The 19,016-nt window shown below is 62.1% G+C and carries 13 protein-coding genes and 3 pseudogenes; 11 read left to right on the forward strand and 5 right to left on the reverse strand.

All coding sequences use genetic code 11. The features are described 5' to 3' along the window. Nucleotides 1–6: 6 nt before the first annotated feature. The 5 genes and pseudogenes from kdpA (at nucleotide 7) to JTY93_RS09085 (ending at nucleotide 7,902) form a co-directional block, all read left to right on the forward strand. A complete protein-coding gene (kdpA, locus tag JTY93_RS09065; RefSeq protein ID WP_205477874.1) occupies nucleotides 7–1,701 on the forward strand; it encodes a potassium-transporting ATPase subunit KdpA in 1,695 nt (564 codons plus the stop codon). 5 nt (nucleotides 1,702–1,706) lie between these two features. Then, nucleotides 1,707–3,770 carry a potassium-transporting ATPase subunit KdpB gene (gene kdpB, locus JTY93_RS09070; protein ID WP_205477875.1) on the forward strand — a complete coding sequence of 688 codons (2,064 nt, stop codon included), beginning with the start codon at nucleotides 1,707–1,709 and terminating at the stop codon, nucleotides 3,768–3,770. 57 nt (nucleotides 3,771–3,827) lie between these two features. Then, complete coding sequence (gene kdpC / locus JTY93_RS09075; protein WP_205477876.1) at nucleotides 3,828–4,373, forward strand: potassium-transporting ATPase subunit KdpC; 546 nt, start codon at nucleotides 3,828–3,830, stop codon at nucleotides 4,371–4,373. Nucleotides 4,374–4,509: 136 nt separating this feature from the next. Then, nucleotides 4,510–7,162, forward strand: a pseudogene (locus JTY93_RS09080) (DUF4118 domain-containing protein). 49 nt (nucleotides 7,163–7,211) lie between these two features. Beyond that, nucleotides 7,212–7,902, forward strand: a pseudogene (locus tag JTY93_RS09085) (response regulator). 371 nt (nucleotides 7,903–8,273) lie between these two features. Here the strand turns inward: JTY93_RS09085 and JTY93_RS09090 are convergent. Further along, nucleotides 8,274–9,311, reverse strand: a complete 1,038-nt coding sequence (locus tag JTY93_RS09090; protein ID WP_205478058.1) for a patatin-like phospholipase family protein — start codon at nucleotides 9,309–9,311, stop codon at nucleotides 8,274–8,276. 216 nt (nucleotides 9,312–9,527) lie between these two features. On the opposite strand from JTY93_RS09090, the gene JTY93_RS09095 reads away from it, so the two are divergent. From JTY93_RS09095 to JTY93_RS09105, 3 genes and pseudogenes are all read left to right on the forward strand, one after another. Further along, entirely contained in the window at nucleotides 9,528–9,806 is a 279-nt protein-coding gene (locus JTY93_RS09095) for a hypothetical protein (RefSeq protein WP_029300795.1), read from the forward strand. 95 nt (nucleotides 9,807–9,901) lie between these two features. Further along, nucleotides 9,902–10,664: pseudogene (locus JTY93_RS09100) on the forward strand (CHAD domain-containing protein). 101 nt (nucleotides 10,665–10,765) lie between these two features. Continuing rightward, entirely contained in the window at nucleotides 10,766–11,563 is a 798-nt protein-coding gene (locus JTY93_RS09105; RefSeq protein WP_205478056.1) for an acyl-CoA thioesterase, read from the forward strand. Nucleotides 11,564–11,570: 7 nt separating this feature from the next. Here the strand turns inward: JTY93_RS09105 and JTY93_RS09110 are convergent, their stop codons facing one another. From JTY93_RS09110 to JTY93_RS09120, 3 genes are all read right to left on the reverse strand, one after another. Next, nucleotides 11,571–11,933: an Mpo1-like protein gene (locus JTY93_RS09110; RefSeq protein WP_169996717.1), complete on the reverse strand. Its 363-nt coding sequence runs from the start codon at nucleotides 11,931–11,933 to the stop codon at nucleotides 11,571–11,573. A 144-nt stretch (nucleotides 11,934–12,077) separates the two neighbouring features. Continuing rightward, nucleotides 12,078–13,559 carry a methyl-accepting chemotaxis protein gene (locus JTY93_RS09115; protein ID WP_169996719.1) on the reverse strand — a complete coding sequence of 494 codons (1,482 nt, stop codon included), beginning with the start codon at nucleotides 13,557–13,559 and terminating at the stop codon, nucleotides 12,078–12,080. Nucleotides 13,560–13,655: 96 nt separating this feature from the next. After that, nucleotides 13,656–14,462, reverse strand: a complete 807-nt coding sequence (locus JTY93_RS09120; RefSeq protein ID WP_205478055.1) for a TatD family hydrolase — start codon at nucleotides 14,460–14,462, stop codon at nucleotides 13,656–13,658. A 235-nt stretch (nucleotides 14,463–14,697) separates the two neighbouring features. On the opposite strand from JTY93_RS09120, the gene JTY93_RS09125 reads away from it, so the two are divergent. The 3 genes from JTY93_RS09125 (at nucleotide 14,698) to JTY93_RS09135 (ending at nucleotide 17,213) form a co-directional block, all read left to right on the forward strand. Continuing rightward, nucleotides 14,698–16,119: an MltF family protein gene (locus JTY93_RS09125; RefSeq protein WP_169996723.1), complete on the forward strand. Its 1,422-nt coding sequence runs from the start codon at nucleotides 14,698–14,700 to the stop codon at nucleotides 16,117–16,119. A 103-nt stretch (nucleotides 16,120–16,222) separates the two neighbouring features. Next, nucleotides 16,223–16,657 (forward strand): DoxX family protein, encoded by a 435-nt coding sequence (locus JTY93_RS09130; protein ID WP_169996725.1) that lies wholly within the window; start codon nucleotides 16,223–16,225, stop codon nucleotides 16,655–16,657. A 247-nt stretch (nucleotides 16,658–16,904) separates the two neighbouring features. Next, the gene (locus tag JTY93_RS09135; protein WP_169996727.1) at nucleotides 16,905–17,213 is read left to right on the forward strand and encodes a class I SAM-dependent methyltransferase; all 309 of its coding nucleotides are present in this window, start codon (nucleotides 16,905–16,907) and stop codon (nucleotides 17,211–17,213) included. A gap of 9 nt (nucleotides 17,214–17,222) precedes the next feature. Here the strand turns inward: JTY93_RS09135 and JTY93_RS09140 are convergent, their stop codons facing one another. Continuing rightward, a complete protein-coding gene (locus tag JTY93_RS09140) occupies nucleotides 17,223–19,016 on the reverse strand; it encodes a Gldg family protein (protein WP_205478054.1) in 1,794 nt (597 codons plus the stop codon).

Below are 19,016 nucleotides of genomic sequence, written 5' to 3' on the forward strand. Positions count from 1 at the left end.
GCGGCTATGCAAAGTTATGATTATTGGCTGATCATCGCCTTCTTCGTCTTGGTGCTGGTTCCGGCGCCATTTCTGGGGCGCTTCTACTACAAGGTGATGGAAGGGCAGCGCACCTGGCTAACGCCGGTGCTCGGGCCGGTGGAGCGCGTGTGTTATCGCGTGGCCGGGGTCGATGCGCAACAAGAGCAGAGTTGGCAGAAATACACCTTGGCGCTGCTGGCGTTCAACCTGGCGGGCTTTTTACTGCTGTTCGCGATCCTGTTGTTCCAGGACTACTTGCCGCTCAACCCGCAGCAATTACCCGGTCAGGAGTGGACGCAGGCGTTCAACACCGCAGTCAGTTTCATGACCAACACCAACTGGCAGTCCTACAGCGGTGAGGCGACTCTCAGCTACCTGAGCCAGATGGCTGGCCTGACCGTGCAGAACTTTGTCAGTGCGGCCACGGGCCTTGCCGTCCTTGTCGCCCTTTGCCGTGGGATTGGTCGCAAATCCGCCAGCACCCTGGGTAATTTCTGGGTGGACATGACCCGCGCCACCCTCTATGGCCTGCTGCCATTGTGCCTGGTGCTGGCGTTGTTCCTGGTGTGGCAGGGCGTGCCGCAAACCTTCGCCCACTACGTTGATGCGCTGACCCTACAGGGTGTCGACCAAGTGATCCCGCTCGGCCCGGCCGCCAGCCAGATTGCGATCAAGCAACTGGGGACCAACGGCGGTGGCTTCTTCGGTGTCAACTCGGCGCACCCATTCGAAGACCCGACGGCCTGGGCCAACCTGTTTGAAGTGGCGGCGATCATCATGATCCCGGTGGCGCTGGTGTTCACCTTTGGCCACTACGTCAAGGACCTGCGCCAGAGCCGCGCGATCCTTGGCTGCATGCTCGCGCTGTTCCTGATCGGCGGTTCGGTGTCGCTGTGGTCCGAGTACCAACCCAACCCGACCCTGAACAATCCGGCCGTGGAGCAGACTGCGCCGCTGGAAGGTAAGGAAGCGCGCTTCGGCACCACCGGCACGGTGCTGTGGTCGGTGACCACCACGGCGGCGTCCAACGGTTCGGTCAACGGCATGCAGGACAGCCTCAACCCCCTGAGCGGGATGGTGGCGCTGGTCAATATGATGGTCGGCGAAGTGATCTTCGGCGGCGTCGGCGCCGGCATGTACGGCATGCTGCTTAACGTGCTGATCGCGGTATTCCTCGCCGGCTTGATGATTGGCCGCACCCCGGAATACCTCGGCAAGAAACTCCAGGCCCGGGAAGTGCAACTGCTGGTGGTGACCCTGTTGGTGATGCCCGTTGGCGTACTGGTACTTGGCGCGATTGCCGCCAGCGTGCCGGCTACCGCCGCGACCATCACCAACCCTGGCCCCCACGGTTTCAGCCAGTTGCTGTACGGCTACACCTCGGCCAGTGCCAACAACGGTTCGGCGTTTGCTGGCCTTGGCGCCAACACGCCGTTTCACAACCTGATGCTCGGGTTGGGCATGTTGATCGGCCGCTTTGGCTACATCCTCCCAGTCCTGGCCCTGGCCGGTAGCCTGGCGATGAAGAAAAGCGCACCGATTGGCCAGAACAGTTTCCCGACCCACGGCCCGTTGTTCGTGACGTTGCTGACCGTGACCATTTTGCTGGTGGGCGGCCTGACGTTCCTGCCGGCGCTGGCATTGGGCCCTATCGCTGAACACCTGAGCATGGGCTTCTAAGGGGTATGAACATGAATATGCCTGTAAACAACGCCGCTCCGGTCAAGACCCAGGAGTCGGCCAAGACTGCGATCTCGGCCCTGTGGCGCCCCGCGCTGGTCCAGGCGTTCGTCAAGCTGGACCCGCGCCAGTTGAAGCGTTCGCCGGTGATGCTGGTGGTTGAGTTGACCGCGATCCTCACTACCGTGCTGTGCCTGGTGCCGGACAGCAGCGTGCCGACCTTTGTCGCGGTGCAGATTGCTCTGTGGCTGTGGTTCACCGTGCTGTTCGCCAACTTCGCCGAAGCCCTGGCCGAGGGCCGTGGCAAGGCACGCGCCGATAGCCTCAAGGCCGGCAGTGAAGGCCTGAGTGCGCGGCGCCAGGAGGCCGATGGCAGCTTCAAGGTGGTACCCGCCACCAGCCTGCGCAAAGGCGATGTGGTGCGGGTAGCGGCCGGGGAAATGATCCCTGGTGACGGCGAAGTCATCGAAGGCATCGCGGCGGTCAACGAAGCGGCGATCACCGGTGAGTCCGCGCCGGTCATCCGCGAATCCGGCGGCGATCGTTCGGCGGTCACCGGCAATACCCGGTTGGTCTCGGACTGGCTGGTGATTCGCATCACCGCCAACCCCGGCGAGTCGACCCTGGACCGCATGATCGCCTTGGTCGAAGGCGCCAAGCGCCAGAAAACCCCCAACGAAGTGGCGTTGGACATCCTACTGATCGGCTTGACCCTGATCTTCCTGCTGGTGGTCGTGACCTTGCAGCCGTTCGCCCATTTCGCCAATGGCAGCCTGCCCCTGGTGTTCCTGGTGGCGCTGCTGGTCACGCTGATTCCCACCACCATCGGTGGCCTGCTATCGGCCATCGGCATCGCCGGTATGGATCGCCTGGTGCGCCTCAATGTGATCGCCAAGTCCGGGCGCGCCGTGGAAGCGGCGGGGGACGTGCACGTGCTGTTGCTGGACAAGACCGGCACCATCACCTTCGGTAACCGCCGCTGCGCTGGCGTTTATGCCGCGCCCGGCGTCAACGGCAAGGAGTTGGCCGAAGGCGCGCTGCTGGCCTCGCTGGCAGACGATACGGCGGAAGGCAAGTCCATCGTCGAATACCTGCGTGCCCTGCATCCGTACACCGAGCCCTCGGTACAAGAACTGACGGGCGTGCCGTTCAGTGCCGAAACGCGCTTGTCCGGTGTGGACTATCAAGGCCGCGTCTACCGTAAAGGCGCTGTTGATTCGCTGCTGGCGTTTATCGGTCTGCAACGCCAGGACCTGTTGCCGGCGCTGTCCCGGGAAATCGACAAGATCGCCCAGAGTGGCGGCACCCCGTTGCTGGTGTGTGCCGATGGCAAATTGCTGGGGGCGATCCACCTCAAGGACGTGGTCAAGCCCGGTATTCGCGAACGCTTTGCCGAGCTGCGCAAGCTGGGGATCCGCACGGTGATGGTGACCGGCGACAACCCCTTGACCGCCGCCGCCATTGCCGCCGAAGCCGGTGTGGATGATGTGCTGGCAGAGGCCACGCCAGAGAAGAAACTGGCGCGCATCCGCCATGAGCAGAACGACGGGCGCCTGGTGGCCATGTGTGGCGACGGTGCCAACGACGCTCCGGCCCTGGCCCAGGCGGATGTGGGCATGGCGATGAATGACGGGACCCAGGCGGCCCGCGAGGCGGCGAATATGGTCGACCTCGACAGCGATCCGACCAAGCTGCTGGACGTGGTGCAGATCGGCAAGGAATTGCTGGTGACCCGGGGCGCGCTGACGACCTTTTCCATCGCCAACGACGTGGCCAAGTACTTCGCGATCCTGCCGGCACTGTTCGCCTCGATCTATCCGCAACTGGGCGTACTCAACGTGATGCATCTGAGCAGCCCGCAGAGCGCGATTCTGTCGGCCATTGTGTTCAACGCGCTGATCATCGTGGTGCTCATTCCTTTGGCACTGCGCGGTGTGCGGGTGCAGGCGGCGAGTGCGGCGGCGTTGCTGCGGCGCAACCTGCTGATCTATGGCGTGGGCGGGCTTTTGGTGCCGTTCGCCGGGATCAAGGCGATCGACATGCTGCTGACTGCGCTGCATCTGGTCTGACCCAACCCTTGCAGGAGCCGGCTCCTGCAAGGTCACGATTGAATTGAGGAAGCTGAAATGTCCAACATGATCCGTCCGGCCATAAGCCTGTTGGTATTGATGACCCTGATCACTGGCGTGGCCTATCCACTGGTAGTGACCGGCGTCGCCCAAGTAGCCTTTCCCGACCAGGCCAATGGCAGCCTGGTGCGCGATGCTGAAGGCAAGGTGCGGGGTTCAAGCCTGATTGCCCAGGAATTTACCGGCGAGCGCTGGTTCCACTCGCGGCCTTCGGCAGGTGCGTTTGCCACGGTCTCCAGCAGTGCCAGCAACCTGGGCCCAAGCAACCCGGCGCTGGCGACGCGGGTGTTCGACGACGCTGGCAAAATCCAGGTCCCAGGCCAGGGCCCCGTGCCTCTGGCGCTGTTGACGACCTCCGGCAGTGGTCTTGATCCGCACTTGCCACCGCAGGCAATTGCCTATCAACTGGCGCGGGTGGCGGCCGCACGCCAGCTACCGGTGTCGACCCTGGAGCGCTTGATGGACGAGCATATCGAGCAGCCGCTGGTGGGGCCGCCGGTGGTGAATGTACTGGCGCTGAACATGGCGCTGGAAAAGTTGTAACTCCCTGTAGGAGCGAGCTTGCTCGCGAAAAACCTGAGGGCGCCGCGCTTATCCAGGATGAGCGCGGTGTACTTGAGTGCTTCGCGAGCAAGCTCGCTCCTACAGTGGCTCTATTGACCTTGAGAGACCTGTTCCCATGAGTGACTCCGGCCGCGCCGACGCCCTCCTAGCCGACCTACCCAAGCACGGCCGTGGCCGGCTCAAAGTATTTCTTGGTGCCGCACCGGGCGTGGGCAAGACCTACGCCATGCTCCAGGCGGCCCACACCCAACTGCGCCAGGGCGTCAAAGTGGTGGCCGGGGTGGTCGAGACCCATGGTCGCGCCGAGACCGAAGCCTTGCTCAGTGGCCTGCCCCAGCAACCGCTGCTGCGCTCTGAATACCGTGGGGTAATGCTCGAAGAGATGGACCTCGACGGCTTGCTCGCCAGCAAGCCCCGGCTGGTGCTGGTAGACGAACTGGCCCACAGCAACGCGCCCGGCAGCCGCCATGAAAAGCGCTGGCAGGACATCCAGGAACTGCTCTCAGCCGGCATCAACGTGTTCACGACGGTCAACGTCCAGCACCTGGAAAGCCTCAACGATCAGGTGCGCGGCATCACCGGTGTGCAAGTGCGCGAAACCCTGCCGGATTGGGTGTTGCAGGAAGCCGATGAGCTGCTGCTGATCGACTTGCCATCCCGCGAGTTGCTGGAGCGCCTGCGCGACGGCAAGGTCTACGTGCCGGAACAGGCGCGCGCCGCCATCGATGCATTCTTTACCCAGACCAACCTCATGGCCCTGCGCGAGTTGGCGATGCAGACCGCCGCCGCTCACGTGGATGACGATCTGGCCCAGGGCTACCGGCAACTGGGCCAGGCCGCGCCGACGGTGCGCGGTCGTCTGTTGGTGGGGGTGGATGGCGATGCCGAGGCCGAGCGCCTGGTGCGCCACGCCAGCCGTGTGGCCCAGCGCCGGCATTTGCCTTGGAGCCTGGTGCATGTGGACAACGGCCGGGTGCGTGACGAGCAGTCACGGCTGCGCCTGCAAAATGCCCAGCAACTGGCCGAGCGCCTGGGCGGCGAAGTGGTGTTGCTGCGTGCCGGTGAAGTGGCCAAGACCCTGATCCAGCACGCGGCCGAACGCCGTGCCAGCCTGGTGTTGGTGGGGCAGTCGCGCCCACGCTGGCGGCGCCGACTGTTCGGCGGCGGCTTGGCGGCGCGCTTGTTGCGCAATGCCCGAGGCCTGGAAATCAACGTCCTCGACAGCGATGAAACGCCGGTGCCGCCACGCTTGCCCGAGGTGCGGGGCCTGGTGTGGTTCGACTACGCTCTGGCGCTGCTGGCAACCGTGCTGGCCAGTGCATTGGCATGGGGAGTGTCGAGTATCCTGCCGCTGCCCAACATCTCCCTGGTGTTCCTCGCGGCGGTGCTGCTGGTGGCGGTTCGCAGCAGCCTGGGCCCGGCACTGGCCTGTGCGGCGCTGTCGTTCATGACCTATGACTTTTTGTTTATTCCGCCGAATTTTTTCCTTCGCCATCCAGCGTGAAGAAGATGTGCTGACGCTGTTGTTTTTCCTGCTGATGGCGGCGCTGACCGGCAACCTGGCCGCTCGCCAGCGTCGGCAACTGCAGGCCCTGCGCGATACCCAGCAAGAAACCAGCGAGTTGCTCGACCTGTCGCGCAAACTCACCGCCGCCACCGATCGCCAGGCGGTGATCAGCGCCGCGGCCCATCACCTACAGGGCTGGAGCGATTTGCAGCTATGCCTGGTCAATCGCGACGGGCCCAGTGAGTGGAAGGTCGAGACCGGTGGGCCGATCACCTTCACCGAGGCCGAACGTGCCGCCGCCGACTGGGCCTGGCAGCACGACCAGCCGGCGGGCATGGGCACTGGCACCTTGCCGTTCGGGCGTTGGTGGTGGTGGCCGTTGTCCGCTGAAAATGGCCCATTGGGCTTGCTCGGCGTCAGCCCCAAGGCCGGCCTGGAGCTCAGTGGCCAACGTCGGCGCCTGCTCACGGCCTTGAGCCAGCCATTGGCCCAGGCGCTGGCCCGTGCCCAGTTGGCGCAGAACCTGGAGGCAGCCCGTTTGCATGGCGAAACCGAGCAACTGCGCAGTGCCTTGCTGGCTTCGGTGTCCCATGACCTGCGCACGCCGCTGACCTCCATGCGCGGCAGCATCGACAGCCTGCTGGCCCTGGGCGAAGCGATTCCCCTGGAAGATCGCCGTGAGCTGCTCGAAGGCACCCGCGACGAAGCCGAGCGCCTGGACCGCTATATCCAAAACCTGCTGGACATGACCCGTCTCGGCCATGGTGCACTGAAGCTGGCGCGGGACTGGGTGTCGCCCGCCGATATCGTCGGCAGCTCCCTCGGCCGTTTGCGCGCGGTATTGGCGCCGTTGCAGGTGAGTACCGATGTGCCGCCCGAGTTGCCGCTGCTTTATGTGCATGCCGCCTTGATCGAGCAGGCCTTGGTCAATGTGCTGGAAAACGCCGCGCGTTTTTCACCGCCCCATGGTCGCTTGCAACTGCGTGCCGGTGTGGCGGACCAGGCGTTGTTTTTCTCGGTCAGTGACGAAGGCCCTGGGATTCCCGAAGAGGAGCGGGCGAAGATTTTCGATATGTTCTACACCGCCGCCCGCGGCGACCGGGGCGGACAGGGTACCGGGCTCGGCCTGGCAATCTGCCAGGGCATGGTCGGCGCCCACGGCGGACATATCAGCGTGGCCGAGGGCATCGACGGGCGGGGCACGTGTATCACCTTGTTCCTGCCATTGCAGACCCAGCCGAGCCTGGACAGTGAAGCGTGATATCAGGTGCGCTACTCTTGATTTTTTTCAGCGATTGTGACGGAACACCATGAGCCAGACTGCGACGATTTTGGTCATTGATGACGAGCCGCAGATCCGCAAGTTCTTGCGCATCAGCCTGGCCTCCCAGGGCTACAAGGTAATTGAGGCCGGGACCGGCGCCGAAGGGCTGGCCCAGGCGGCCTTGAGCAAGCCGGACCTGCTGGTGCTGGACCTGGGCCTGCCGGACATGGACGGCCAGCAAGTACTGCGCGAGTTGCGCGAATGGTCGGCGGCCCCGGTGCTGGTGTTGTCGGTACGTGCCAGTGAAGGGCAGAAGGTCCAGGCGCTGGACGGTGGCGCCAACGACTACGTGACTAAGCCATTTGGCATCCAGGAGTTCCTGGCCCGGGTCCGTGCGTTGTTACGCCAGGCGCCTGCTGGAGAAGCCCAACAGGCGGCGCTGCAGTTTGGCCCGCTGACCGTGGACCTGGCCTATCGGCGGGTGTTGCTGGACGGTGTCGACGTGGCCCTGACCCGCAAGGAATACGCGGTGCTGGCGCAACTGGCACGCTATCCCGGCCGGGTGATTACCCAGCAGCAGTTGCTCAAGGATATCTGGGGCCCGACCCATACCGAAGACAGCCACTACCTGCGCATTGTGGTGGGGCACTTGCGTCAGAAACTGGCGGATGACCCGACCCAGCCGCGTTTTATCGTGACCGAGGCGGGGGGTGGGGTATCGGTTGTTGGGGGGCTGAGGGCTGAGGGATTGTGGTGGCTGGACCGGCCTAATCGCGGGCAAGCCGGCTCCCACCTTTGAATGCATTCACAAATCTAAATGTGGGAGCCGGCTTGCCCGCGATAGGCATCGGTATCTACACAACTTTGCCGCAACACCTAAATCCAGGCAGATAGCGCAGTTGTGGCGAGCGGGCTTGCCCCGCGCTGGGCTGCGTAGCAGCCCTAAACCCTGCCATCGCGGTTTATCTGAAAAAAATGCGAAGGGCTTTTTGGGGGCTGCTTCGCAGCCCAGCGCGGGCAAGCCCGCTCGCCACGGCGGAGTTCGTCAGTTTCTGAAAGTTGTGTAGATACCTATGCCGCGATAGGGCCCCAAGCCCCAGCGAAGCTCTCAACTCTGCTCACTCTCATACCGATCCAACGTATCACTGGCAATCTCGCGCCCCAGCGCGATCAATTCCGGCGCCTTGTAGAACTCGAAAAACCGGCACACGCGCTTGGGCACGTTGATCAGCACATCCGGCGGGTAGCCTGCGATTTTGTACTGGGCCAACGACGTCTGCATCACCTCGAAGCTCTGGTTGATCAGATCCAGCAGCGATGCCGGCCCCACGTTATCGATGATGAACGAACCGGTAGCGGATTTCGGCGCACCGGCGGACTCTGGGGCTGCGGCCGGTTGCTGGGCTTCGGGCTCGGCGCCTTCGAGCCAGGGGTTGATGTCGGCGGCTTGCGCCTGCAGCGCTTCTTGCTCCAGCAACAACAGTTGCTCGGCCTGCTTGCGCCGAAACGGCAGGTGCGAGCCCAGCGAACGCACCAGGTTGTCGAAGCGGCTTTTGAATGCTGGCGGGCGCTGGATCACCGGCAGTTTGTAATGCTTCTGGTTGGTGGAGTTCAGGTTGACCGCAATGATCAAGTCGCAATGGCTCGACACCACCGGGACAATTGGCAGCGGATTGAGCAGGCCGCCGTCCACCAGCATGCGGTTGCCCTGCATCACCGGGGTAAACAGGCTGGGAATCGCCGCCGAGGCGCGCATGGCCTGGTGCAGGCAGCCTTCCTGGAACCAGATTTCCTGTTGGTTGGTCAGGTCGGTGGCGACCGCGGTGTAAGGAATGCGCAGGTCTTCGATATTGATCTCGCCGACGATTTTGCGGATCTGCCCGAAGACCTTTTCGCCGCGTATCGCGCCCAGGCGAAAACTCACATCCACCAGGCGCAGAACGTCCAGATAATCCAGGCTTTCGATCCAGTTCCGGTAGTCCTGCAGCTTGCCTGCCGCATAGATCCCGCCCACCACCGCGCCCATGGAACAGCCAGCGATACAGGCGATTTCATAGCCGCGTTTTTCGATCTCTTCGATCACCCCGATATGGGCGTAACCCCTCGCTCCACCGGAGCCAAGGACCAATGCAACGCGTTTTTTCATAATCGGATCCTTCGCAAAACAGCTGTCCACAATGCACCCAAGCAGGGGGTGGCTTCAATCCTTGCTGAGCAGAGCGATAAATTTCGTAAGTCGAGCTATTTGCTCGGGTATGCTTTGGCTATCGGCGCTGGGCATTTCAGGCTGTGTGATAAGGCACTTTTCGATGTAGGCAACGTCTACATCCCACGACTGTTTTCTTTTCTTGAGGTGTCATTGATGAAAGCCTGGATGTGTTTGCCTGTGATTGTGTTGGCCCTGGCCGGTTGTGCCGGCAAAACGGCCTATCGCGATAGCTGTGGCAGCCAGTTGGATGCCGCGTGGCACGAGCTGGATTTGGCCAAGGCTGAAGGTTTCGCCGGGACGGTCAGCTATTCCAAGGCCCTGTCGTTGTTGACCGGTGCCAAGACCCAGCAACAATTCGAAGCGTTCGAAGGGTGCGCCAGTAAAGCGGAAAAAGCCCGTTTCTATATCCGTGAGTCGCGCGCCGGGCGTTGATCCGAGTCAGCGCAACATGCCGGGGGAGTGGTTAAGGTGGTTCCAGGCACCTGTTTTGCGCAGGTGCATGGACGTTGTTTAACAGGGGAAGCAGCATGTCGGCGTTGGTGGATCAGTTAGTCGCCCAGATCATTGGTCTGGAAGTCGGATTGTTGAGTTGTCAGGCGCGCTTGGCGGCGGTTACCGATGACGAAGCGCTGCACGACCTGCGCACCACGGTGCGGCGTCTGCGCAGCCTATTGCGCCCCTTTGCGCGGGCTGCCCGGCGTCGAGCAACTGGAGGCGGCCGCCAGCGCAGTCGGCCAATTGACCACGCCGTTGCGCGACCGTGAGGTGCTGGCGGCCTATCTGCAGCAGCACGGCTATCACGAAGCTGCGGCCCGGCGTTTGCGCCAGCAGCCGCAGACCTACAAAGACGTGGCGCAAAGCCCGGAACTGGCGCAACTACTGCGCATCATGGAAGCCTTCCCCCGATTTATCCGCGCGTCCCAGCAGCAAAAACTGCTCAAGGGCCTGCGCATCCGTATCGAAAAGCGCCTGGCCAAGCAATGGCAGGCGCTCGAGGTGGCATTGCACGATCCCGATCACGACCGTCATCGCCTGCGCTTGTTGATCAAGCGCGTGCGCTATGCGGCCGAAGCCTATCCGCAATTGGGCAAGGTGCCGCTCAAGGCCATGGCCCGTCTCAAGTCGGCCCAGGGTGCGCTGGGGGATTGGCACGACTGCTGGCAATGGCTGGCGCAAGCCGAGCACCAGGCCGATCTGCAGCCCTGTGTCGCGGTTTGGCAGCGCACCATGGCCCAGGCCGAAGGCAAGGCGGATCGGGTACTCGACAAGTTGGCGGCGGATTGTTTCTGAGCCAGCGGCTTATCTGTCTGGGTATTTGGCCGGAATAAGCGCTGTGCCGGGTGTGGACGCTGGTTAAGATCGCTCATCGGTTTTCTTGATGTGAGGTCGCCATGCGCTTTAGTGATTTGCTCGACGCCGCCCGTAATAACCCGTTGGACGTGTCTATCCCGGCGCAATGGGCCCAGGGCCGTGCCACCTTTGGCGGCCTGGTTGCCGCCTTGCAATACGAAGCCTTTCGCGCTCAGGTGCCGGCAGACCGGCCGTTGCGTTCGTTGGCCGTGACCTTTGTCGGGCCGGTGGCGCCAGACGTATCTGCCAGCTATCAAGTGCAAGTGCTACGCGAAGGCAAGGCGGTCAGCCAACTGCTGGGGCAGGTGGTGCAGGGCGGGGAAGTAATGACCCTGGCCCAGGCCAGCTTCGGCGCATCACGGCCTTCAGAGATCGATGTGCCGGCCTTGCCCGCGCCAACCTTCAAGCATTGGGACGAATGCCAGGAACTGCCCTATATCAAAGGCGTGACGCCTGAGTTCATGCGCCATCTGGCGATGCGCTGGAGCGTCGGCGGCTTGCCGTTCACGGGCAACAAATCCCGGGAGATGGGCGGCTGGGTACGTTTGCGGGGGGACGTGAAGGAGGAGCCTTTGACCGAAGCGCATATCCTCGCGCTGGTGGATGCCTGGCCACCGGCCTTGCTCCCGCACCTCAAGCGGCCGGCGGCGGGCAGCACCTTGACCTGGACCATCGAATTCATCCAGCCCCTGGCGCAGTTGACGACCCTGGATTGGTGCCAGTACCACGTCGAGATCGAGCATGCCCGCGATGGCTACGGCCATGCCGCTGCGATGTTGTGGGGGCCTGACGGTCAGTTGATCGCCATCAGCCGTCAGACCGTGGTGGTCTTCGCCTGAGCCCGCGTTAGTGGCGGTGGCGCTGACGCCAGGCTTGCCACCAGCCACCGCTGAGGACAAAGCGCGGAAAGGTCACGAACTGCTCGACCACCAGGCGCTGCACCGCATCTTTACGATCACTGAATGGCTCGCTGGCCTGGGCTTCCAGGCTATGGCCATGGCGCTGCAGGGCAAGGCCGGCGAGTACGCCGACTACACCGATGGCAAAACTGGCCAGGCTCAGGCTGAATACGCCGGACACAATCAGCAGAAACCCGACGATGAACAGCGGCACGGCAATCAGGTGCAATACCAGATTGGTCGGGTGCTGATGGTTCTGCGGGTAGACGCGCCATTGCCAGGCCGGGAGATTGGGGTGACGTTTGCCCATGTTGAGAATCCTCTGTCCGTTGAAACACGATGAACAGAGTTTAGGTTGGGCGGGCAGGGGCGGCGAATTGGGGTTGCCTATGGGGGGTTATAGCGTTTTGATGGGATCCGTCAGCGGCGTGCGCTGACGGATCGGCAGCCAACTTCACAACTTCAGTTGGCCGATGGCCTTGCTCAACTCGCCAGCCAGGGTTGCCAGTTCGTTGCTGGTGGTCGCTGAGTCCACGGTCTGTTGCACGGTGTTTTCCGTGACATCGCGGATGCTCACCACCGCGCGGTTCATCTCTTCGGCTACATGGCTCTGCTGTTCGGCGGCGACCGCAATCTGCGTGTTGCTCTCGCGCATCTGCGCCACGGCGCTGGTGATTTCAGCGAGTGAGGCGCCGGCTTCCTGGGCCTGCTGCACGCAGTCATCGGCCTTGAACGAGCTTTCCTGCATAAAATCCACCGCATCCCGGGTGCCGGCCTGCAGGGCTGAGACCATGCGTGTGATCTCATCGGTGGAGCTTTGCACGCGCTTGGCCAGGTTGCGTACTTCATCGGCTACTACGGCAAAGCCGCGGCCCATCTCCCCGGCGCGAGCGGCTTCGATGGCCGCGTTGAGGGCCAGTAAGTTGGTCTGTTCGGCGATGCTATGGATCACCCCGACCACGCCATTGATCTTCTGACTGTCCTCGGCCAGCTTCTGGATCATTTCGGCGGTCTGCTGCACACCGGTGGACAACCCGGCAATCGAACGCTGGACCCGGGTCACTACTTCCTGGCCGCTGCCGGCCAGGGTGTCGGCGGTCTGGGACAGGTCCCGTGTGGCGCCGGCGTGCTGGGCAATGTGGTACACGGTGGCGGTCATTTCATTGATCGCGGTGGCTGCCTGGTCAGTCTCGCTTTGCTGGCCGAGCATGCCGTGCTGGACTTCATTCATGCTGCTGGCCAGGCGTGCGGCGCCGTCGTCCAGCAGTTTGGCGGTGCGCGCCACGGTGCTTACCACGCGTTGGTAGCCGGCCTGCATGGCGTTGAAGGCACTGGCCATCTGCCCGACCTCATCCTTGCACGCCAGGGGCACGCGGGCCGAGAGGTCGCCGGTTTTCTCGACGTGCAGCATCACGTCTTTCAAGGTGTTGAGTTGGGCGAGCAAAAAGCGGATCAGCAGTTGCGAGGCGCAAAGCATCGCCAGCATCAGGATCAGCACCGCCACTGCATAGTTGGTGAAGCGTTCGGTAAACACCTGGCTCAGGCTCGGCGCATAAGCCAGCACGGCGATTTGCTGGCCGTCGGCGCGGGAGATGACTTCGGCGCCCAGCAACGGGTTTTCGCCGAACAGCGGCATAGGGTTTAACTCGACCCAGCCTTGGGCTTCGCTGAGGGCGGACAGGTCCTGGTCTGCCAGTTCGGGAGCCAGGCCCCGCTGGAACACCAGCCAGTGCTCGTCCTTGGGCAGCGGTTGCCCGGCCGGCCACGCGCCGAGCAAGCGGCCCTGGGCTTGTGCCGAGGCTTGGGAGGCATGGCTGCGAGCCTGTTGCTCAAGGTGCACGGCATACAGCACCAGCAGCAGTGTGGTGATGAAAGCGACCGCATTCACGGCCCAGAATTTGTACTTCAGCGAGATATTGCTAAGCCAGGCACCCATGGAAGGTTTTCTCTGATAGCGGAAACAGTATTGGCAAGGTGCCATTATTGTGCCGCTATCCGGAAAATGGGTGTTGATATGGGTCAATGCACCGCGTCAATCCAACGCAGGCAGGCCGAAAAACTCACGGGCGCAGGCGGTGCTGTGTTGGGCCAGGTCTTCCAGGCTTTCTTCGCGGTGCAGGGCCACTTCGCGCAACACCTCTGGCAAGTAGGCTGGCTCATTGCGCCCGTTCTTCGGTTTGGGCCGCAGGGTGCGCGGTAGCAGGTAGGGCGCGTCGCTTTCCAGCATCAGGCGGCCCCGGGGGATTTCCCTGACCAGCGGGTGCAGGTGCGTGCCACGGCGTTCGTCACAGATCCAGCCGGTGATACCGATATGCAGGTCCAGATCGAGGTAGCTGAACAGCGCACGTTGTTCGCCAGTGAAGCAGTGCACCACCGCGGCGGGCAGTTGATCACGGTAATCGCGCAGGATCTCCAGCAGGCGCTGGTTGGCGTCCCGTTCATGGAGAAACACCGGCAAGCGCAATTCGACGGCCAATGCCAGGTGGGCTTCGAGGACTTTTTCCTGCTGGGGGCGGGGTGAGAAATCACGGTTGAAGTCCAGCCCGCATTCACCCACGGCCCGCACCCGGTCCTGGCTGAGCAGGTCGCGCAGTTGCCGTGCACTGTCGGCGTTCCAGTCGCTGGCGCTATGGGGGTGAATGCCTGCGGTGCAGAACAATCGTCGGGCGCTTGGATCCCAGCGCTGGCACAGGTCCAGGGCTTGTTCGCTGCCGGGCACGCTGGTGCCGGTGACGACCAGTTGGCCCACGCCGGCGGCATAGGCGCGGTCGAGCACGGCCTGGTGTTTGTCGTCGAAACTGGGGTTGGTCAGGTTGACGCCAATATCAATGAGTTGCATGGTGCTATCTCCGCCTGCGGCCGGAAAGTCTATCAGAGCTGTAGATTTATAAGAAAAGCCAAGAACTACAACGAGTTATCGCTGTCTTTGAACGTCGCAAGTCACACCGTGGTTGGCCGATGGCCTGCTGCTGTGACACCCTTGCGCCCAAAGTCTGCGCCTCTGGCGCTCTGTTTCTGTCCCCCAATGTGGCGTTTTTCGCGATGCATGGGGCCTTGTTCTTTCCGGAGAGCGGATGATCCGACCCTCGGCATTGCTCATGGTATGCCTGACGCTACTGCTGCCCAACGCGGCGGTTGCGCGCCTGGACGGGCCGCTGGAAGTGACCAAGCCGGGCAAGGTCCGCGACCTGGCCGAAATCCGCAGCAGTCGCACGTTGCGCGTGCTGGTCAACCAGAGTCGCAACAGTTCCGGTGAAGTCCAGGGCCAGTCAATTGGTGTCGAGTACCATCGCCTGCGGGCCTTCGAACACTACCTCAATGGCCGGGCCCGCGATGGCCAGGAAATCAACCTCAAGATCATTCCCAAGGCCAAGGATCAGTTGCTGGGCGCGCTGGCCCGTGGCGAAGGTGACCTGGTGGCGCCCGGTGAGCTGCTGGATGCGACGGCTGCCCACAAGATCAGCAGCAGTGACCCGATTGCCAGTGACGTGCCGCTGTGGCTGGTGGGTCTCAAGGGCGAGCGGCGGTTTACCCGGTTGGAACAACTCTCCGGGCGCACCCTGGCCCTGACCACGGGCAGCGCTGCAGGGGAGGCGGTCAACCAGATCAACCAGAAGCTGGCGCTACGCAAGCTGCCGCCGGTCAAGGTGGAATGGGTGGACCCCAGCCTGGCGGTGGAGGATGTGCTGGAGATGGTCCAGGCCGGGATCTTCCACCTGACCATTGTCGAGCGACCGATTGCCGAGCGCTGGTCGAAGATCCTGCCCAAGTTGCGTTTCGACAAGCAAGTAGCGATCAGTGAGCCGGGCGAGGAGTACTGGTTTGTGCGCCAGGATGCCTCGATGCTGCGGGCCAGCATCGACCGCTTCCTGAAAACCTACACGACCCCGTCAGACCAGGATGTAGCTTTCCAGCGTATCTATCGGCGCCTCTATCAGGTGCGCTACCCCTTGGCGCGGGCTGATCGCCAGCGCTTGGAAAAACTGCGCCCGGTCCTGCAAAAGCATGCCCGCGAACAAGGCATGGACTGGCTGAACCTGGCGGCCCTGGCTTTCAAGGAGTCGTCCTTCAACCCCGCCGCGAAAAGTGGCAGTGGGCCGACGGGCCTGATGCAGATCACCCCTTCGGCCGCCCAGCGGGTAGGGGTCAACAATATCCAGACCCTGGACAGCAATGTGCAGGCGGGCGCGCGATACCTGGCCCTGATTCGCCGCAAGTTCTTCGCCAGCCCCAAGCTCAATGAGCGCGAACGTATGGCGTTCGTCCTGGCAGCCTACAACATGGGGCCGGAGCGGGTGCAGGGCATGCGTGCCGAGGCCAGGCGCCGGGGTTTGAACCCCAATCAGTGGTTCTTCCAGGTGGAGCGCATCGCCATGGAGCAGGTCGGAATGGGCGGCGTCAGCTATGTTAATAGCGTGAACAAGTACTACTTGGCCTTTGATCGGGAACGGGACTCCCTGGAACCGGTGACGTCCAAGGTTGCCTCACGCAAATAATCTAATTTATCGATATTGATTAGCGCTTTTTTCGGCTTTTATCATTCTCTAAACTGATTAATATAGCGGCCAACCCACCCCATCATCGAAAAGGATTATCTACATGAGCCCAATGATCAAAAACGTTTTGTCCACCCGTGCAGGCTTCGGCTTGACTGTATTGCGGATTTTCGTCGGTATCATTTTTGCCGCCCACGGTTCGCAAAAACTCTTTGGCTGGTTCGGTGGTGGTGGCCTGGCGGGCACGGCGCAGTGGATGGAGAGCATCGGCCTGGCACCGGGTACGCTGATGGCCCTGTTGTCGGGCGGCACCGAATTCTTTGCCGGCCTGGCGCTGATCATTGGCTTGCTGGCCCGCCCAGCGGCGCTGGGTTTGACCATTGTCTCGCTGGTGGCGATTTTCTCGGTGCATATCAGCAACGGTTTGTTCATGGCCAACAACGGCTATGAGTTCGCCCTGGCACTGCTGGGCGGCACTGTGGCGGTCCTGTTCGAAGGTGCTGGCAAGCTGTCTGCCGACCGCGCCATCGCCAATTGATCTTGCTGCACACGTGTTAAAGGCCCGCCCCGTGCGGGCCTTTTTCGTTGTACGGGATTCTTGACACCGCCCCACCGGCTTCTCTAGGATGCTGCATGCGCCGATTTAAACAGCTAATTGCGGGGCGCCACAGGGACTCGTTGCAGTCCCGACAGAAGCCTGCTCCAGGTTTCGAAATACCGCTAAAGCGCTGGTTCGGTGTTGCCTCTCACCTGCCCGCAGACTTTTGAGGCAGAGACACGACACGATGAATGCACTACGACCTCTTGTACGCCTGGCCCCGATCACTGCGGGCCTCACTCAGCGCAACCCTAAAATTCTCCTTGGCGGCAAGCACCAGCCGACGCTGTTGCGCTACCTCGATGGCTGGCCCCGCCGTACTGGCCGCCCTTCGGCTTTCTTGATCCAGTTTGTCGAAGACGGCGAGTCCCTGGCGCGCTTTGCCACGGACAGCTTTGACCTGGCGGTGATCCAGGCGCCCAACGCCGAAGATGCCGGTGAGTTCATCCGGCATCTGACCCGCGTGGCACGCCAGGGCTTGATTACCCGTCGCTGACTGCGACGCTCAATAGAATGCTGCGGCAGGTGGATGTTGGCGACGACGGTGCGACATGAGAACCCCCAGCCCTAGCAGGCTCACTACCAACGGAACAGGGATGATAGTGAGCAGTGCCACGGTGTGTTCCAACTGTCGGACGTCCTTGTAGGCTTCCTTTTCCAGGGTGTGAAGCTCCATGCGCAGGCGCAGGCGTTCTTTGTTAAGCGCCTGCAGCAGCGTGCTGGAGGAGAGGGCCTGGCTCCCCAGCATTGATGATGGCGTGTTCAGCGTCTGCCATTCCTTTTCGGCCTGATCCAGGCGTTGCTCCAGGAGGCTGGCTTTTTTCCGGTAGGACTGCGCAGCCTCGTTGCGCATGTTGTCCAGCAACCCTGGCTGTTGCGCGTCGCTCGCACGAGGGTTGATAGCGCTTAGTGTGTCAGGCGCCGCCAGGTTATCCAGGGTATTGAAGACAAACCTGGCATTGCCCGGGCGCTGCGCTTGTTGTCCATCGGCAGTGCGTGCGGCCAGCCAGACGCGGTCACTGAGCACGTCAGTGTCGGCAACCAGTACCACATGGATATTGGCGGCCTTTTGCAACGTCGCTTTCTGGCCATTGATGCCGTCAGGAAAGGCGGAATAGGCGGGGCCCTGTATCCGTGCTGCGATCACATTCGGCCGGCCGCGAATGGAGGCCTCGCTGAGCATGGAGTCGAATCCATCCTGTTGGGCGAAGCGTGCGCCATCGAACGTATAGGCTTGCCCTGAGCTCTGGAGCAACGGCGTGAAGGTGGTGCGGCTTTTTTTCAGGGGCATGAGCGTACCGGAATTCAACAGCGTTACCCTGTCAACGCCCCAGGTGCTGATATCGTGCTGCGCCATTGCCTCCCGGGGGAGGGTCAGCGCCCCAGGATGGCGTACGGGTGTTTGGCCACTCGCGACTACTACCGGCGTTGCATAAAGGCTGTCTGCCAATACCTGGTTCGCCGGAATCTGTACGCCCCATGCGGTGAGCAGGCTTTGCTGGCCTGGGTTCTCGGTGGTTGAGCCCGGATCATCCAGGGGGTCGATAAACATCATCAACTTGCCCCCTGCCAGGACAAATTGATCAATGGCAAAAAGGGTCTGTTCCGGTAGTCGAGCGGGCTGGACCACCATCAAGGTCTTGACGTGCCCGGGGATGCGCGAAATGTCGCTGCCCAGGCTCATCAGATTGAACTGACCGCGCAGTTCCTTGAGCAACTGCCATGGTGGTGCGATTTGCTGATTGCGTTCATCCCGGCTGCCGTCCACGGTTATTCCGCAGATCAGGCCGATTACTGGTTGTTCCTGGCGTGCGACATTGTGGATCAATTGGCTGATCTCATACTCCAGGAAGTTCGCCTGGGCCGGGTCGAATCGTTGGATTTTCTGAGGTTCATGGTTGGCACGGGTACCGATGAGCCCAAATAGCCCCGGCTTTCTATCCAGGCCCAATGACTCTGCCTTGTACTCCTCCTCTGAAAAGGGTTCAGGGTCAATCAGGTGCAGCGTAACGTTGCCCTTTGATGCGCTTTCATAGGTCTTGAGCAGCAGGGCGATGTACGCGCCATAACTTTTCAATGCTTCACTTTTACTGGCGTGGCTGGCGTTGAAAAAATATACGTCCATGGGGCTTTCAAGCCCCGCGAGCAGGGCCTGCGTCGAAGGCGACAGGGTATGGATTTTTTTCTCTGAGAGGTCCAGACGATAATTGGGCAGCTTCAGTGCCCAAACCAGATTGAAGGCAAGAAAAAGCAGGGCGATGACGATCAACGTCATGCCGAAGTGCATGAGGTTCCTCAT

The organism is Pseudomonas hygromyciniae, assembly GCF_016925675.1.
GTDB lineage: Bacteria > Pseudomonadota > Gammaproteobacteria > Pseudomonadales > Pseudomonadaceae > Aquipseudomonas > Aquipseudomonas hygromyciniae.

Bases quoted from the DNA above. Each gene is read 5' to 3' on its own strand.
- kdpA (WP_205477874.1), top strand. From the start codon at position 7: ATGCAAAGTTATGATTATTGGCTGATCATCGCCTTCTTCGTCTTGGTG.
- kdpB (WP_205477875.1), top strand. From the start codon at position 1,707: ATGAACATGAATATGCCTGTAAACAACGCCGCTCCGGTCAAGACCCAG.
- kdpC (WP_205477876.1), top strand. From the start codon at position 3,828: ATGTCCAACATGATCCGTCCGGCCATAAGCCTGTTGGTATTGATGACC.
- JTY93_RS09090 (WP_205478058.1), bottom strand. From the start codon at position 9,311: ATGAAAAAACGCGTTGCATTGGTCCTTGGCTCCGGTGGAGCGAGGGGT.
- JTY93_RS09095 (WP_029300795.1), top strand. From the start codon at position 9,528: ATGAAAGCCTGGATGTGTTTGCCTGTGATTGTGTTGGCCCTGGCCGGT.
- JTY93_RS09105 (WP_205478056.1), top strand. From the start codon at position 10,766: ATGCGCTTTAGTGATTTGCTCGACGCCGCCCGTAATAACCCGTTGGAC.
- JTY93_RS09110 (WP_169996717.1), bottom strand. From the start codon at position 11,933: ATGGGCAAACGTCACCCCAATCTCCCGGCCTGGCAATGGCGCGTCTAC.
- JTY93_RS09115 (WP_169996719.1), bottom strand. From the start codon at position 13,559: ATGGGTGCCTGGCTTAGCAATATCTCGCTGAAGTACAAATTCTGGGCC.
- JTY93_RS09120 (WP_205478055.1), bottom strand. From the start codon at position 14,462: ATGCAACTCATTGATATTGGCGTCAACCTGACCAACCCCAGTTTCGAC.
- JTY93_RS09125 (WP_169996723.1), top strand. From the start codon at position 14,698: ATGATCCGACCCTCGGCATTGCTCATGGTATGCCTGACGCTACTGCTG.
- JTY93_RS09130 (WP_169996725.1), top strand. From the start codon at position 16,223: ATGAGCCCAATGATCAAAAACGTTTTGTCCACCCGTGCAGGCTTCGGC.
- JTY93_RS09135 (WP_169996727.1), top strand. From the start codon at position 16,905: ATGAATGCACTACGACCTCTTGTACGCCTGGCCCCGATCACTGCGGGC.
- JTY93_RS09140 (WP_205478054.1), bottom strand. From the start codon at position 19,016: ATGAGGAACCTCATGCACTTCGGCATGACGTTGATCGTCATCGCCCTG.